Source organism: Mesorhizobium sp. ESP7-2 (genome assembly GCF_020164715.1).
Classification (GTDB): Bacteria; Pseudomonadota; Alphaproteobacteria; order Rhizobiales; family Rhizobiaceae; genus Mesorhizobium.
Genome location: NZ_JAIUGQ010000017.1, coordinates 46,290 through 60,834 on the forward strand (window position 1 = coordinate 46,290; position 14,545 = coordinate 60,834).

A 14,545-nucleotide genomic window follows, 5' to 3' on the forward strand; every position below is an offset into this window, starting at 1 on the left:
CGGCTGTTCAAAATCGGCGTCTGCTGCCGCTTCGACATCTTGTCGGGAGGAAATTATGAATGAAACCGGAGATCTTGCTAACCACCTTCTGACAGTTGCATTGATCGCGTTCTATTGGACGTTGCTGGGGAATTGGGCACAGCTACTGCCGGGTGCGGGCGTAAAGGCCGGACAAGCTGACGAGTCGTCCGCGCAACGGGAAGATGTTGCTGAGGATACGTCCTCCCTGGTTGCAGCCCTTGATTCAATTCGCGAAATCGACCCGAATTTTGATATGGCCTCGTTTATGAGCGGTGCCAAGAAGGCGTATGCAGCTGTGCTTCAGGCCTATGCCGAGGGCAACATCGGCGTATTGCGCGGCCTGGTTGGTGCCGATGTCCTCGATAGCTTTGGGGGAGCCATTCTTGGGCGCGAGACCCGCCGGGAAAACCTGCAGCTCGCATTGGTGCGCCTGTCCGAAGCAACCGTTATGGATGCTTTTAACCAAGGCAACGGCATTGAGATTGTCGTTCGGTTCGTCGCAGACGTCATAAGCGTGACACGTTCCGCCGACGATAGGGTTATCGACGGCGATCCGATCCAAATCATCGAAGTGAGGGATGTGTGGACCTTCGAACACGATGCTCGGTCGAAGGATCCGGTTTGGCGGTTGATAGCTACCGACAATGCATAGCAGCTTTGCTTGAATTCCACGACCGGGCCACCGACCACCAATGCAAAACCCGGATTTGACAGCGTAGCTGCAACTTGAAGCTTCAAGTGACGTTTCCTCTGCTGAACTACCCAAAGGGTCCATGTCATGTATGACGCTTGGTTTTCTAAACCGGTTTCCGTCTCGACAGGCATCTCAGGAGATATCCGCAACCTTTCGAACGCGCAGGAAGCCATTGAGCTCCTGGTCAATCATTGGCGCAACGAAGGAAGCCAAAAACACCGAACCGCGTTACGCGCATGTCGGCAAGCTGTGATGGGTGGTATTCCAGCCGATCTCGCCAGAAATGCGTTTGTTGAAGCTGCCCGAGAGGCACACGTACTGGTCGAGTAGAATTCCAATCGAGGACGTTGCTGATGCACGAAACTCGGTGTGTCGGCGGTCGACCGCGCATCCGGATTCTCACCAAAGTCACGCGACTTGGCGACCGGTCTGCTATTCCCGCTGTGCACGCCCAGACCCCACGATTGAGGTCGTCATGACAGTCACGACACACCTGGTCGGGGAACGCCCGATGTCATCAACCCGGGACCAACCGGCCGACCACGTTGATTGCGATGAATGCACAATCGACGAGGATACGCAGTCCTACGATTATTCCGATATACATCGTGACGAAAGGACGCGGCTGGGCCACGCCGGATTGAACGATACAGTACTAACACCATATCGGAGTCATGATCTTGTTCAGTCGCCATAGGAGGCTCCTGCTTCTCGCAGGCTCACTGCTGAACCGCTCCTAGCCCCGAGCGGAGCGACGCGCTCGTCCGCTTCTGCCTCGGGGTTTCTGATCCTTCACCATCAACATGAGTTGGACGGCACTTGTCGCCCGTCGGAGCAATGGCCGCGGGCAATCCGTATGGATCCCCGACTGGTCGACCCCCGGCGGGTCACAAGCGACTGCGTCCGCTTGCCAGCAAACTTCAATTTCGACAATGGAGCACGACATGTCTGATAATCTGCCAAGAGAGACGAACAGCCGCTTATCCGCAGGACACCCAGGAGCCGACACGTTGGGATTCCTACGCTGGCTCATCCTAGTGCCGTTCGAAGGCCGACAACGTCGCATGGCAATAGCAGAGCTTGAACGCCTGGATGACAGGATGCTTCGAGACATCGGAATTTTGCGCAGCGAGATTCCAGAAGTCATTGACGGATTGACCGATCAAACCGTCGAGTTGGTTTTTCCCACCTCATTGGTCTCTACATCGCAAAACGCAGTCAAAACGATGAGGAAGGCCGCCTGACGGGGCGGCCTGTGCCTCGTTCACATGATCAAGCTGCGCAAAAGGTTCCTCGATTGCCGAACGAAAGTATCGCCTCAAAGTGCAGGAGTTTGATGCCTGCACCGGGCGCCACGATGATGAACCAAATACAGAGGCTGGGTTTGGTATTGCCGGCGCTGATTTTTTGAAACGGAGAACGACAATCCATCCATAGAGGATGGCTTCCCAATGGAGGACTGAACCGATGAGACGACATCGTCCCCCTGGCCGACACACAGCTTTACAGATCATGACCTTCAGCAACCCCACGGCTGGACTGCTTCCGAACTCTGAGTCGTTTGCAATTGAGGGGGGCAGACCTATCGAAATCGCTTTCTAATGATAACCGATATCGGCGCGCACCTTGCCGCGGAACACCCAATAGGACCAGCCAGTATACATCAGGATCACCGGCAACAACACGAGAGTGCCGACCAGCAGGAAGGCCTGGGTGCGTTCCGACGAGGCCGATTCCCAAAGCGTAAAATGGTAGGGCACGATCATTGGAAAGAGGCTGATCGCGATCCCGACATAGGAAAGTACAAAGAGGCCGATGCCGCCGATGAAAGGCTTGATCTCACTTTCTCCGCCCAGAGCCCGCCAGGTGAAGTAGGCCACTGCCGCGGTCGCGATAGGCACCGGGGCCAAGTACAGTATGTTCGGCCACGTGAACCAGCGCGCGGCGATGGTCTGGCTCATGAACGGCGTCCAGATGCTGACGACACCGATGCCAATGAGGACGCCGATAAGGCAGACGCGACCGTGGCGGCGCGCCGCCGCCTGCACCTCGCCCTCGGTCTTTAGGATCAGCCAGCCGGCGCCCAAGAGACCATAGCCGAACAACAAGGCGAAACCGATCAGAAGCGAAAAAGGGGTGAGAAAATCGAAGGAACCGCCGGAGAACTGCCTGCCGGCGACTTCGAAACCCTGGATGAAAGAGCCGAGCACGACGCCTTGCGCGAAAGTGGCGATGGCCGAGCCGTAGCAGAAGCCATGATCCCAGAATGTCTTGTGCTCGACGTCGCGGAAGCGGAACTCGAACGCCACGCCGCGGAACACCAGCGCAAGCAGCATGACGAGGACCGGAAAATACACCGCCGGAATGATGATGGCGAAGGCCAGCGGAAATGCCGCCAGAAGCCCGAGTCCTCCCAGAACCAGCCAGGTTTCGTTGCCGTCCCAGATTGGCGCAATCGAATTCATAATCGTGTTGCGGGACGCAGTGTCGGGCGCGAAGCCGAAGAGCATACCGACGCCGAGATCGAAACCGTCCAGCAGCACGTAGAAGAACACCGCCATGCCGAGGATTAGCGTCCAGATCGGCACGAAATCCAGCACCTGAGTCACCGCAGTTCTCCCTCCCGAAGTTCGACGGCTCCGGCGCGGACCGGCGCCTCTGGGCGCCCGCCTTCGATCTCCGCAGCTTCCTCGCTGACAATTGCCGTGCCCTTGCGCACGATGCGCAGCATCAGAAAAAGGCCCGCCGGATAGATGATGAGGTAGACGGCGATATAGCCGAACAACGAGATCAAAACGTCGGACCTGGTCAGCGACGGTGAGACCGATTCTGCCGTGCGCAGGAGGCCATAGACCGTCCAGGGCTGGCGTCCGACCTCGGTCGTCAGCCATCCGGCGATGACGGCCACGAAGCCGATTGGCGCCGCAATCTGGGTGATCTTCAGAAATGTCGGCGAGGTGTCAAGCCGGCCGCGCCAGCGAAGCCATCCGCCAAAAAGGACAAGGCCGAACATCAGGACGCCGCAGCCGACCATGATGCGGAAGGAAAAAAAGGGGACTGCGACCGGCGGGCGCTGGTCGGCCGGGAAGTCTTTCAGGCCTTTGACTTCGCCGTCAAGCTGATGGGTAAGGATGAGGCTGCCGAGCCAGGGAAGGTCGATTGCAAAAAAGTTGCGCTCACCCTTGTCGTCGGGAATGGCGAAAAGCGTCAGCGGCACCTGGCGGGCGGTTTCCCAGCGTGCCTCGATCGCAGCAAGCTTGGCCGGCTGGTAGTCGCGCGTGTTCAAGCCGTGCTGGTCGCCAATGAATATCTGCAGCGGGACCAGCACTGTCAGCAGCCAGAGCGTCATCGACAGCATGGTGCGCCCTTCCTCCACGGACCGTCCGCGGCGCATCAGGTAGGCGCCGACGCCCATGACGACGAAGCCGGTCGTGACGAAGAAGGCCACGACGGTATGCGCTAGTCGGTATGGGAAGGAAGGATTGAAAACCACCTTTAACCAGTCCGTCGGAAAGAAACGGCCGTCGATGATTTCGTAGCCGGCCGGCGTCTGCATCCAGCTGTTGGCCGACAAGATCCAGAAGGACGACAGCAAAGTACCCAGAGCCACCATCAGCGCGGCGACGAAATGCGCCCAGCGTGGCACCAGTTGACGCCCGAACAGAAGGACGCCAAGGAAAGCTGCCTCCAGGAAAAACGCTGTCAGGCCCTCATAGGCGAAAAGGGGCGACAGGACGTTGGCGGTCGCGTCGGAAAAGCGGCTCCAGTTCGTGCCGAACTGGAAAGGCATCACAACGCCAGTAACGACGCCCATGCCGAACGCAATCGAGAAAATCTTGATCCAGAATGTCGAGATGCGGAGATAGATATCCTTCCCGGTAAAAAAATTAAGACCTTCCAGCATCGCGATGAACGAGGCCAGTCCGACAGTAATGGCCGGCAGCAGGATGTGCCACCCGATCACCCAGGCAAATTGCAGTCGCGACAAGAAGACAGGATCGAAATCTATTGCTCGCCTCCTCAAAAACTACCGAGAGGGAAATCTGGCTGTGGCAAAAGCCACGGCAATTTAGAGCACGTTGCTAAACGCCATGGTCAAGCTAGAGGAATTGGCATCCGTGTCGAACTCCAGGGGATTGGAATTTGCACACGAACTGAGGCCAGTGGCAAGAAGGTCTAGTCGCTTTTGCCATCGATCCTTGTGATCCACAAGCCTGTCCCACAGTCGACACTGACCGCTTTGATCCGTTCTCAGGTTGGCGAGGCCAATTGTTCAGCGGGCACTCGCCCGCTCTGAACCTACCCTGAAATTGCCAGTGTGCCGTTCAGAATAATCTGTCGCTGTCCGGAATTAAGCCGATCTTCGGAGATCGTCTCTGCGCTCGTGCAAAAGCTTGAGCGCATCGCTGTCGCACGACAGGGCACGAAGTGTGGTCTCGGTCAGGGAAAGACGAATGCTGCCAACGTCGTTGGTAACGGCAGCGCAATTCTGGAGGAGGTGGCAAAGCGCGCGAAGGGAGGTGTTCTCACCGTAGATAACAATCGCTTCGTGGGCGCCTGCTCCCTCAAAGTTGCGTTCGGCGCCGATCCTCATGCAATCCTCCCGCGTCGGCTGCCTCGAAACGCATGCCGATAGGGCTTCTATCTGACCGGGCGGTCGTCGGGAGCGTCGAACCAGACGGGCCGCTGCTATGTCGCGTCATCGTCACTGGATCGGAAATGCCGTCGATGCACGCAGCTGGCATCGCGAGGCCGTCGCCCATGGCGGTCGACCCGAGGCGCTCGCGCTCCAAGAGCGCCTCCAGCACCGCGTTCTCGCTCTTTCCAGTTCGCTGAGCGAGACGAGCCACGATCTTGCCGAGGGCAGACCTCTTTGCCTTCGTGGCCATGATGTCCTGCTCGAGCAGGAATTGCCAGATATCCATGACAAGCCTCCACCTGCTAGCAGTCTCTTTGCGAGACAGCGTCGCGCGTCGGGTCCATCGGCGACAATCCGATTGACAAATTCGTACACCGGCGCTCCGGATCACGTCACTGCCCGCCTCCGCCCTTTCTGGCAGTCCTCTTGCGGGAGACCGCCGGCCGGCAAAAAGGCGAAAGCGGGCACGGTCAACTTGCTCCAGCGGTCCTTCCCGCAGCCCCATTGAGGAGAGCGGAGGCGCGCTCGGATTGCTGGATGCTTCTGCCGGCAGGAGCGCAGCCGCCTTGCCTTGTGGGCCTGGACACGAGAGAGCGCATAAGCAGGCTTGGTCGATCGGCAGCCAGCGCCGCTTTCGCTGGCCTTGGTTGGGCCAACTGACCAGCGTTCCCCGCACGTGCAGGGAAAACACGGTGACCTGACGCGGCTCAAGCGCGCCGTCCTTGCCCTGCCTGGTGTAGCGGGTAGGTGCCGATCGGACCGGGTGCGGCGTGGCCGATCAAGCCGGCTTCCTCGAACGCCTCGCGTTCAGCCGATCGTCGCGGCGAGCACCGCGCAACCTGCCATCCTTTGGGAATGATCCACCTGCCTCGGCGGCGCGAGGTGACAAGCATCACCTCAAGATATCCGTCACGGCTGATGCGCCAGGGCATGGCTGCGTATTGCGTAGTCACATGACGCGCCCCCGAGGTACGACCTCCTCGTTCCAACACCAGGGTCATGGCCACACCTGCGCCGGTTCAATCGCGTTTCAGGATGGGAATAGGGCTCGGGTATCTGCGCGAAGACAGACGGCACGACAAGCGACCTTATACACCATGGGCATCGAGCCGCGGCTTTGGGGAGAACGCGGTTGCAGTAGAGGCAAGTTCGCTTCGAAGGAAAGATTCTCATATCACGCTCCATCGATGCGACGCGCAAAGCATCGCAGGGAATGAACCGCAAATTGTTCAGAAATTTCCCGGAGCAGGATTTATGTGCGGTAACCGAGGTGAAGGAACACGCTCCGGGAAATATTCCGGCCTTGTCCCACGAGCCTCGAAGCCAATATGAACGTTTTCATGCACATGCACAAAACATAGTTTGTCAATTTTCTATTTCAAGCGGGTAATATAGATATATATTTTTATTTCACTTGTTTGACTTTGCGGCCCAGATGGCCATCATGCCTTTATGAAAAATATCAAGCGCCGCAGGCTTCCATGTCGGAAGCGACCGCAAGCACGCCACTAGCCCTGGCTCGACGACGTACCGTCGTCGGTCCAGGGAAGCCCATCAAATTCAAAAGAACCTGAGCCTTTTTGCGGCCGCGTTTCGACGGTCGAATTTAAGCTCGCTTGAAACAAGGAAGACATCATGTCCAAGAGAAGAGGCAATCGAGAACTCCGCAAGCCCAAGAAGAACAGGATGAACAAAACGCAACCCGCTTCCATTTCTGAACTCGGTGAGGCGGCGACTCTGCCGGACAAACGTCGATAGTAAAGCCTGCACGCGGCTCTGGATGAGCCGCGTGCGGTGTCTGACCTCTTCGCAGTCGAAAAGCGGTATAAATTGCCGCGTGAATGAGACTTACGTCTTTGGTCATTCGTCTCAACGAAAGCGCTCCCGATGCGGAGCGATGGAGAACTGCGATGTCACTCGACTCATGCATACTCACCACCACGGACTTTACTATTCTGGAAGTCACCCTGAACGCCAAGCCGAGTCTATCCTGCTCCTTCATTGTGGTGAACGTTGACCGCGGCATCAGATGCTCATCGATTGGTCGGAAGGATCGACTGCCGTCGACCCATATGTCCGCCGACCGAAGTCGATCTCGTAAAGCCGCGAGCGTTGCGATTTCATAGAGACGCCGATCCGGCTTCTCCTGCCCAAGGATGAGCCGTCGATCAGCTTGGCTAAGGTGGGTCACCGGGACGCGATCCGGAAGTATCCGCCGCTTCTTGGCATAGAGGCGTTTCAGCAACGCAGTCGCCGCAAGAAGCGGATCGTGTCGCCGCGCCGATTGGAACGTGAACGCCTGCAGAAACGCGCCCGCATACCCTCACGGATCATCTGGTCCCACCGTCCGGACGATATGCGCATCTGCAGTTTCGGATCGATTTCCAGCGCGCGCAGGAAGGCAACTCTTTCTGTCAGCCCGACCAGATTCGACGCACCGGCGCTTCTGGCGAGATCGCAGCCAATGAAAGCGGGTTTGGCCGATCGACGGGTCTATCTCTAACAGCCTATCCAATGATTGAAGCTTATCGAGCGAAACTTCTTCGATCAGCGCTCTTTCTGCCCGCCGACGAGCAATGGCGCGGGCGGCAAGACCGATGCGTTCGATCGTGTTGATGGCCGGCAGAAGAGACCCATTCACGAAACGTCGCGACAGTGGAACTCGCTATCTGAGCACCGTCGTCGGGCATCGTGGCCGCCTGAATTGCAGCCAATAGCGCAGCTCGACGATCTTGCCCTGTGGTGCTTCTCGTACCCAGATACACCATCAAGCGCGCCGTGTGGTCGCGACGGGTTTCTTCACGGCGCGCATAGAGTGCGAAAGTGCCAGGGTCGACGCCGATCTGTTCAGCAACGTACTTTAGCATTGCGCGAGGCGGAGTTTCGTCGGCCGTTAGCACTCGGCCTGGATATCGCATCAGACAGAGCTGAACGGCAAAGCCGAGCTGATTGTGCTCTCGCCTTCGCAGTCCAACCTCAAGCCGATCGGCCGACGACAACGAATAGTGTCGGATCAGGCTGTCCTCGTCAGCCGGCACATCGATGAGCTTCAGTCGATCCTGAGACTTGAGAAGCTTGCGTTTACCCATCACTCGACTCCGTCCACGACCAATCTGCCGGAGCGTTGTCGAGTCGGGCGAACGAAGAAATCAAATCTGGCCCGATGCGATGGCAATCCACAGGGATCGTATGGTTTCCGCACTACGGCACAGTTCATGCTTCGTTCCCCGTTAGCGTACGATTTCGCACTGCTCTGGTTCCGACCCCAGCTACGGCGCTGCCGTCACGCAGCCGAAGGGCCGGGATCGTCGAAACCGTCCGGTGAGACGGGCACGAGCGGGGCCCGGTCGTAAAATGCTCCGCGGATCAACCTCAGCGAAGGTTTGCCGTGAGCTTGTCCAATCGAGTGTCTCTCCAGAGCTTCCTTTTCCCGTCGTGCCGCTTCCGGCTGGTAGTGGACCTTCTCGAGCAGAATCCGCTCTTCGATGCCGTCGCTGTTCGTGAAAATGAAATGCTCGCCCTCGGCCAAGCCGAGAAGCGCCAGCCCGCGCAAGGTGGTGACGGGCAGGAACATTCCGATCGGAGACGTCATGCGGTCATGCGAAATGATGCGCGTATCGGGATCGCGCCCGTTCACGCTGAACGTGACGCGGCTGCTCATGGTGGCGACATCGTCCGGAACGTCGTCGCGGAACATGACGATCGCGGATTCGATCTTCCGTTTGAGGATCGGGGCGAGCGGATCGTCCTGGCCGAGACAGCGGTCGCGCATGACTTCGACGATCGTGAAGTCCTTCGTGGTGAGGATGCAGGTTTCTTTTGACATCGTAGTTCTCCATTGCTCCGCCTGGGAGCGGTAAGTCGGGACGAGGTGGAGAACCCCTGGCCGCACGGGTGCGGCACAGGGGGCTACGAGCCTGCGATGAGACATCCTCCGTAGAGCGAAAGTCGGCTGAGCGGCATCGACATGATCATGCCGTCCGCAGTTCGGGCTGCGGTCGTGGCGACCGTGCGACATCGTTCTGTTCGACGCGCTCGACGGTCAGCCTGTGGACGCGGCCGTCACGCGACGTCCAGTCGATCGACTGCGAGGCGGCCAGGCCGATCAGGGCCGCGCCGATAGGCGTCAGGACCGAGACCTTGCCCATGGCGATGTCAGCCTCCCCAGGGAACACAAGCGTGACGGTCCGGTCCTCGCCCGTGTCGGTGGTGAACCTCAGCGTCGAGCCCATGCGGATGACGTGGGCCGGGATGCGCCTGTCTTCCACCACGCGGGCGCGGTCGAGTTCGGCGAGGAGCTGCTCGGACATATCCGGATCTCTGGCAGCGCGGGATTCGGCAAGACGCGACAGGCTCAAATGGTCGGAGCGCGTCATCGTGATGGCAGGCTTGCGCCCGCCCGTGGTGGTGGCCATTTTCAGAACTCTTTCAAGATGATCCAACCGCGGGCGCGACAGGCGGGCCAACGGCTGAAGGATTGTCTGTGTGGATTGGTTTGTCGCTGTTCCTACACTTCTGCGTAACGCAGTACGTGAAGGCCTATGCCCCGCGGCCGGGGCGCGACGCGACCGAGCCGGGGGTTAGGTGCCCGCGATGGGGAATGCCCGTCCAAGCGGGAGGAGGCAGCGATCAGTCAACATGCAGGAGAACGTGGGACGCCCTAGACATAAAGTCAAGCTGGGCGAACTCCTGCACCCGCGCCAGACTGTCAGATGTCCGACGCTGCCGCGACTGCTGCTTGACAAGCATGCCGACAACGCCCACCTCATGGGGCATGACCAGCGTTTTCCCCCTCAGCGGAATTCTCTTCAGGGTGTGCCCCATCGCGGGCAACTAGCCCCCGGTCGGGACGCGTTGCGCCCGGCTGTGGGGCACAATGCTGGTGGCGGCCGATCGACGCCGCGCAGGCAATCTCCTTTCCAGACACGATGATCAGGACCGTCGACACGCCTTGGGCGCGAGGCGGTCATCGCACGACGTAGGCCGGAGCCGGACCCGTCACGACAAGTGGCTCAAGCCGCCGATCGTTCCGACGCGCGACAGACCGGACGCGCTTCCGCGTCCGGATCTCCCGCCCACTCCGAGCCAGGACAACGCGCCGAAAAGGCAGAATTGAAGATTGGACAGTCTCATGAACAAGAACGAATGGCCGGTTCACGGCAGGATTATGGGGCCCCTCGTCATGATCGGGTTCGGCTCGATCGGCAAAGGAATGCTGCATTTGCTGGAGCGACATTTCGAGTTCGACCGCTCGCGCTTCGTCGTCCTCGATCCGAACGACGCGGACCGCGCGCTACTCGACGCGAATGGCATTCGCTTCGTCCATGCGGCGGTCACCCGAGACGGCTACCGTGACCTCCTGACGCCGCTCCTCACCGAAGGCGGCGGCCAGGGTTTCTGCGTCAACGTATCGGTCGACGTCTCGTCGCGCGCCGTCATGGAACTCTGCCGCGAAGTCGGGGCGCTCTACATCGATACCGTTGCCGAGCCTTGGGCGGGCTTCTACCTTGACGAAAGCGCCGGACCGGAGGCACGCACCAACTACGCCTTGCGCGAGATCATCCTCGAGGCGCAGGCGGAAAACCCAGGTGGCCCGACGGCCGTGAACTGCTGCGGTGCCAATCCGGGCCTGGTCTCGTGGCTCGTCAAGCAGGCTCTGTTGAACCTCGCAACGGACATGGGCATCGAAGGTCCGGAGCCGAAGACGCGCGATGAATGGGCGGTGTTTATGCAGCGCGTCGGCGTCAAGGGCGTCCACATCGCCGAGCGCGATACACAACGGTCCCTGTCGCCAAAGCCGATCGGCACTTTCGTCAACACCTGGTCTGTCGAAGGTTTCGTCGCCGAAGGTCTGCAGCCGGCCGAACTGGGCTGGGGCACGCATGAGAAATGGATGCCGGCCAACGGCCGCACGCATGACAAGGGATCCCAGGCTGCGATTTATCTCCTCCAGCCCGGCGCCGACACGCGCGTCCGCTCGTGGACGCCGACCGCAGAGGCACAGCACGCCTTTCTCGTAACGCACAACGAGGCGATCACCCTTTCCGACTATTTCACTGTGCGCCGCGAGGACGGAGGCGTGGCCTATCGGCCAACCTGCCACTATGCCTATCATCCATGCGATGACGCGGTTCTGTCGCTGCATGAGATGTTCGGCAGGGCGGGCGCTCCTCAGGGGACGTTCCATATCCTCACCGAGAACGAGATTGCCGACGGCGTAGACGAACTGGGTGTGCTGCTATACGGGCACTCTAGGAACGCATACTGGTACGGCTCGACGCTTTCCATCGGCGAGACCCGGGAACTCGCGCCCCATCACAACGCGACGGGCCTGCAAGTGACGTCGGCGCTGTTGGCAGGAATGGTGTGGGCGCTGGAAAACTCAACCGCCGGCATCGTCGAGGTAGAGGAGCTGGACTTCCGTCGCTGCCTGGAAATCCAGTCACCCTATCTCGGCACGGTCGCCGGGGTTTACACCGACTGGACCCCGCTGGACGGACGGCCCGGTTTCTTCCCGCAGAACCTCGACACGTCCGATCCATGGCAGTTTCGCAACGTGCTCGTTTCCTGACCTCAGTGAATCCATCACATCCCGGTCGTCACGTCGTGGCGGCCGGGAAGTAGAGCACATGCTTCCTCTCAGGCCACCGGCTTGTCCCCCGTAGCGATGCCAACATCGGGTGTGATCTGATCAGTCGAGGTTACCCACAGCGACAGATGCGGGAACCTTGCCACCGAGACGCTGTGCATTCGGTAACCATCTTCCATAAGGCAGTAGGTGGGCCAGCTTCCCAGGCCCCCCGAAGGAGGCAAGGATCATGCCTGCCCATTCGCCTATTTTTCGATTTAGAAAGCTGGCGTGACCGTTGTGCAACCACAGTTAAAAGTAACCGACTAGGAAACTTCGTCGCGCTTTAGCGAAGTTTCTGAATATAAATAAGAAAAATAAACTGACCTTTGACCTGGCGCGACTAAATGTCACTATATATTAGAGCCTATTGAGTTTCTAATCCAAGGCACCACATTGACAGTATGATGTTGGAGATTTCACACAGAAAGTTCCTGCCTCTGGCAGATCTTTTGGCGACCCGCTCCTAGCCCCGAGCGGGAATGGCGTTCGCGCCTGCCACGTCTCGGGGTCCCATCTCACCCAAACACACCAGTCCAATGACGGCGTTCCCCTAGCGAGCGAACGCCTGAACCCGCGCTGACGCGTTCGTCGGTCTTTCGGGTTGTGGACACAACTTCGACCGAGCGTAGCAACTCGGTCGAGGCAGAAGACCGTTTGGCATCACCACATCTTCATGGAGGACGTCTTGTCCGATCAACAGAATGAACACAACCGACGCAATGCGGCGCGCCGCTGGAACGGAGGTCTTATGCTCCGGTCCTTGGCTCGTATTATCCAGGACAGCCTAAAGGAATGGCAGCGCCAGAAGGCGATTGCCGAGTTACGGCGGCTTGACGACAGAATGCTCAACGACATCGGAATCTGTCGGAATGATATCCCACAGATCGTCGACGGCCTGTTCGCTGAACCGAGCAAAGCCGCAGGCCCGGCAGAACTGACCGCTGTGAAAAAGTTGGGTCGGGCCAATGAACTTCGGGAAGTCGCGTGAATGGCTAGCGATGAAAATTCCAGTTGCTACCGCGCAATGGAATCGGAGACAGATGAAAGGATTGAGAAATGAACTCGTCGGCGAATAGTTGGGACCTGCATCTTCCGGTTTCCACAGCTTACGGTCCTTGGAGCCCGCAACGACAGGCACCGGCTCAATACGATCCTTGCATCGCCAGATGGGAGGACGATGGAGGTCGCTCCCTTCCAGTTGTCACCTCACTTTCTCGAGGCCTGGGAGGCAGTTCCCTTGGCAATTGGCAATCGTGCTGATCCGTCGCCCGCAATACTTTGGAGACATGCAATGGACACGACGACGAGAACGATTATCGCAGTAGGCCTGCTAGGGCTGATGATCATTGCGTTCGCTGTGCTCTGACGGCGCCCAGGGAGTCTGTTCGCTATGAATGGCTTCCAGCAGCCGCCAACCCGCGTCATTCGATATTTTGCGTTTCGGGGGCCGGTCACATGTTGATGCGGCCGCCCCGCTCGTAGTTCTATCTCCGTTTGTCGGCAGGACGAAGCTTGGGATCGCTTGGAGAAGGACAGTCCAAGAGTGTATTTTCTTTCGCACGAGGACCATCGTGGCCAGTTCTGTTGAAATGTCAAACGCCTGAAAGCAAAAGGGAAATAACTTCCCAGCGACATAGCGTCGCCTTGTAGAACGGAATTGTCGTAGCCATACTATGTGCCATGTGCATGGAGAATCTCATCAAGATTTCGAGGCTTGCTGGGCAAGGACGCGTCCTTTCCCGGGGCAAGCATCCAAACCCTTAACTCCGCACACGAGTTGCTCCGGGAAGTTGAAGACCAGCGGTTCATTCCTTGCGGTGCCCTTTTGGCGCCATTGTGATGGAGCGTCACATGTTATCTTCTCGCACGAGGCGATGCCTCTCCTGTAATTTTTCCGTCCCAAGATCCACCTGGAGATGTGTCAGCTGCGGTCAATCGACTCTTCCGAAGATCGCAATCCCCTGGACGCCCCGGTTAGCGCGCTCCCCGTCTGGCTCATTCCGAAGCGGGGTGCCATCATGAGCATGTCGCTACCTCGGATTGACCCCCTTCTGGGAAGGCCGTGTCTATACCAACGTCCATACCGACTCTTCAGCAATACGCTGCACTGCCATGGCGCGTGAACCGTGATGGATTTCTCGAGGTTCTTCTGATCACGTCCCGTCGTCGCGGCCGCTGGACGGTACCGAAGGGCTGACACCGTACGGCCTCGCAGTCCGCAGAAACGGAAGCATACGAAGAAGCTGGCGCGATTGGCCGGGTCAACGCAGAGCCCACTGGAAGCTTCCAGTGTTCGAAGCGACGTGATGATGGTTCTGTCGAACGGTGCAACGTCACGATCTTCGGTCTGCACGTGCTGGGCACGCTACACAACTGGCCAAAAATGAACGCCCGAAAGAGGCGTTGGATGCCCATCGGCGACGCAGCTGGCATGGTTGGCGAACCGACGCTTGCGGAGTTCCTGGAAACGCTCAGATCCAAGGCGCTCTATACGGCGAGACCTGCAGAGGACGTCAAGCCAATCTGCGACTGGAAATTTCGCCCACAGTCTGAAGGCTTG

The 14,545-nt window shown here is 58.8% G+C and carries 10 protein-coding genes and 1 pseudogene; 5 read left to right on the top strand and 6 right to left on the bottom strand.

The genetic code is table 11. The features are described from left to right. Positions 1-55: 55 nt before the first annotated feature. The 3 genes from LB543_RS17785 (at position 56) to LB543_RS17795 (ending at position 1,959) form a co-directional block, all read left to right on the top strand. On the top strand, positions 56-673 hold the full coding sequence (locus LB543_RS17785) for a Tim44/TimA family putative adaptor protein (protein ID WP_224614977.1): 618 nt from the start codon (positions 56-58) through the stop codon (positions 671-673). Between the two features lie 126 nt (positions 674-799). Further along, positions 800-1,045: a DUF982 domain-containing protein gene (locus LB543_RS17790; protein ID WP_224614978.1), complete on the top strand. Its 246-nt coding sequence runs from the start codon at positions 800-802 to the stop codon at positions 1,043-1,045. 614 nt (positions 1,046-1,659) lie between these two features. Beyond that, on the top strand, positions 1,660-1,959 hold the full coding sequence (locus tag LB543_RS17795) for a DUF1127 domain-containing protein (RefSeq protein WP_224614979.1): 300 nt from the start codon (positions 1,660-1,662) through the stop codon (positions 1,957-1,959). 354 nt (positions 1,960-2,313) lie between these two features. Here LB543_RS17795 and cydB read toward each other — a convergent pair whose 3' ends face one another. The 6 genes and pseudogenes from cydB to rnk form a co-directional block, all read right to left on the bottom strand. Beyond that, positions 2,314-3,324, bottom strand: coding sequence for a cytochrome d ubiquinol oxidase subunit II (gene cydB, locus LB543_RS17800; RefSeq protein ID WP_318012976.1), 1,011 nt, complete (start codon positions 3,322-3,324; stop codon positions 2,314-2,316). Then, positions 3,321-4,703: a cytochrome ubiquinol oxidase subunit I gene (locus LB543_RS17805; protein WP_224614980.1), complete on the bottom strand. Its 1,383-nt coding sequence runs from the start codon at positions 4,701-4,703 to the stop codon at positions 3,321-3,323. Before LB543_RS17805 ends, cydB begins: the two co-directional genes overlap by 4 nt. A 577-nt stretch (positions 4,704-5,280) precedes the next feature. Beyond that, positions 5,281-5,640 (bottom strand): PTS sugar transporter subunit IIA, encoded by a 360-nt coding sequence (locus LB543_RS17815; protein ID WP_224614982.1) that lies wholly within the window; start codon positions 5,638-5,640, stop codon positions 5,281-5,283. A 1,689-nt stretch (positions 5,641-7,329) separates the two neighbouring features. After that, a pseudogene (locus tag LB543_RS17820) lies at positions 7,330-8,443 on the bottom strand (DUF4158 domain-containing protein); the annotation flags it as partial. Between the two features lie 194 nt (positions 8,444-8,637). After that, positions 8,638-9,180, bottom strand: a complete 543-nt coding sequence (locus tag LB543_RS17825) for a nucleoside-diphosphate kinase (protein ID WP_224614983.1) — start codon at positions 9,178-9,180, stop codon at positions 8,638-8,640. A gap of 145 nt (positions 9,181-9,325) precedes the next feature. Next, positions 9,326-9,769 carry a nucleoside diphosphate kinase regulator gene (gene rnk / locus LB543_RS17830; protein WP_224614984.1) on the bottom strand — a complete coding sequence of 148 codons (444 nt, stop codon included), beginning with the start codon at positions 9,767-9,769 and terminating at the stop codon, positions 9,326-9,328. A 716-nt stretch (positions 9,770-10,485) separates the two neighbouring features. On the opposite strand from rnk, the gene LB543_RS17835 reads away from it, so the two are divergent. Together LB543_RS17835 and LB543_RS17840 are read left to right on the top strand one after the other, a co-directional pair. Beyond that, positions 10,486-11,925: a homospermidine synthase gene (locus tag LB543_RS17835; protein WP_224614985.1), complete on the top strand. Its 1,440-nt coding sequence runs from the start codon at positions 10,486-10,488 to the stop codon at positions 11,923-11,925. A gap of 745 nt (positions 11,926-12,670) precedes the next feature. Beyond that, a complete protein-coding gene (locus tag LB543_RS17840; protein WP_224614986.1) occupies positions 12,671-12,973 on the top strand; it encodes a DUF1127 domain-containing protein in 303 nt (100 codons plus the stop codon). Positions 12,974-14,545 lie beyond the last annotated feature (1,572 nt).

Excerpts from the sequence above, each read along its gene's own strand:
- LB543_RS17785 (WP_224614977.1), top strand. The coding sequence starts at position 56 with ATGAATGAAACCGGAGATCTTGCTAACCACCTTCTGACAGTTGCATTG.
- LB543_RS17790 (WP_224614978.1), top strand. The coding sequence starts at position 800 with ATGTATGACGCTTGGTTTTCTAAACCGGTTTCCGTCTCGACAGGCATC.
- LB543_RS17795 (WP_224614979.1), top strand. The coding sequence starts at position 1,660 with ATGTCTGATAATCTGCCAAGAGAGACGAACAGCCGCTTATCCGCAGGA.
- LB543_RS17815 (WP_224614982.1), bottom strand. The coding sequence starts at position 5,640 with ATGGATATCTGGCAATTCCTGCTCGAGCAGGACATCATGGCCACGAAG.
- LB543_RS17825 (WP_224614983.1), bottom strand. The coding sequence starts at position 9,180 with ATGTCAAAAGAAACCTGCATCCTCACCACGAAGGACTTCACGATCGTC.
- rnk (WP_224614984.1), bottom strand. The coding sequence starts at position 9,769 with ATGGCCACCACCACGGGCGGGCGCAAGCCTGCCATCACGATGACGCGC.
- LB543_RS17835 (WP_224614985.1), top strand. The coding sequence starts at position 10,486 with ATGAACAAGAACGAATGGCCGGTTCACGGCAGGATTATGGGGCCCCTC.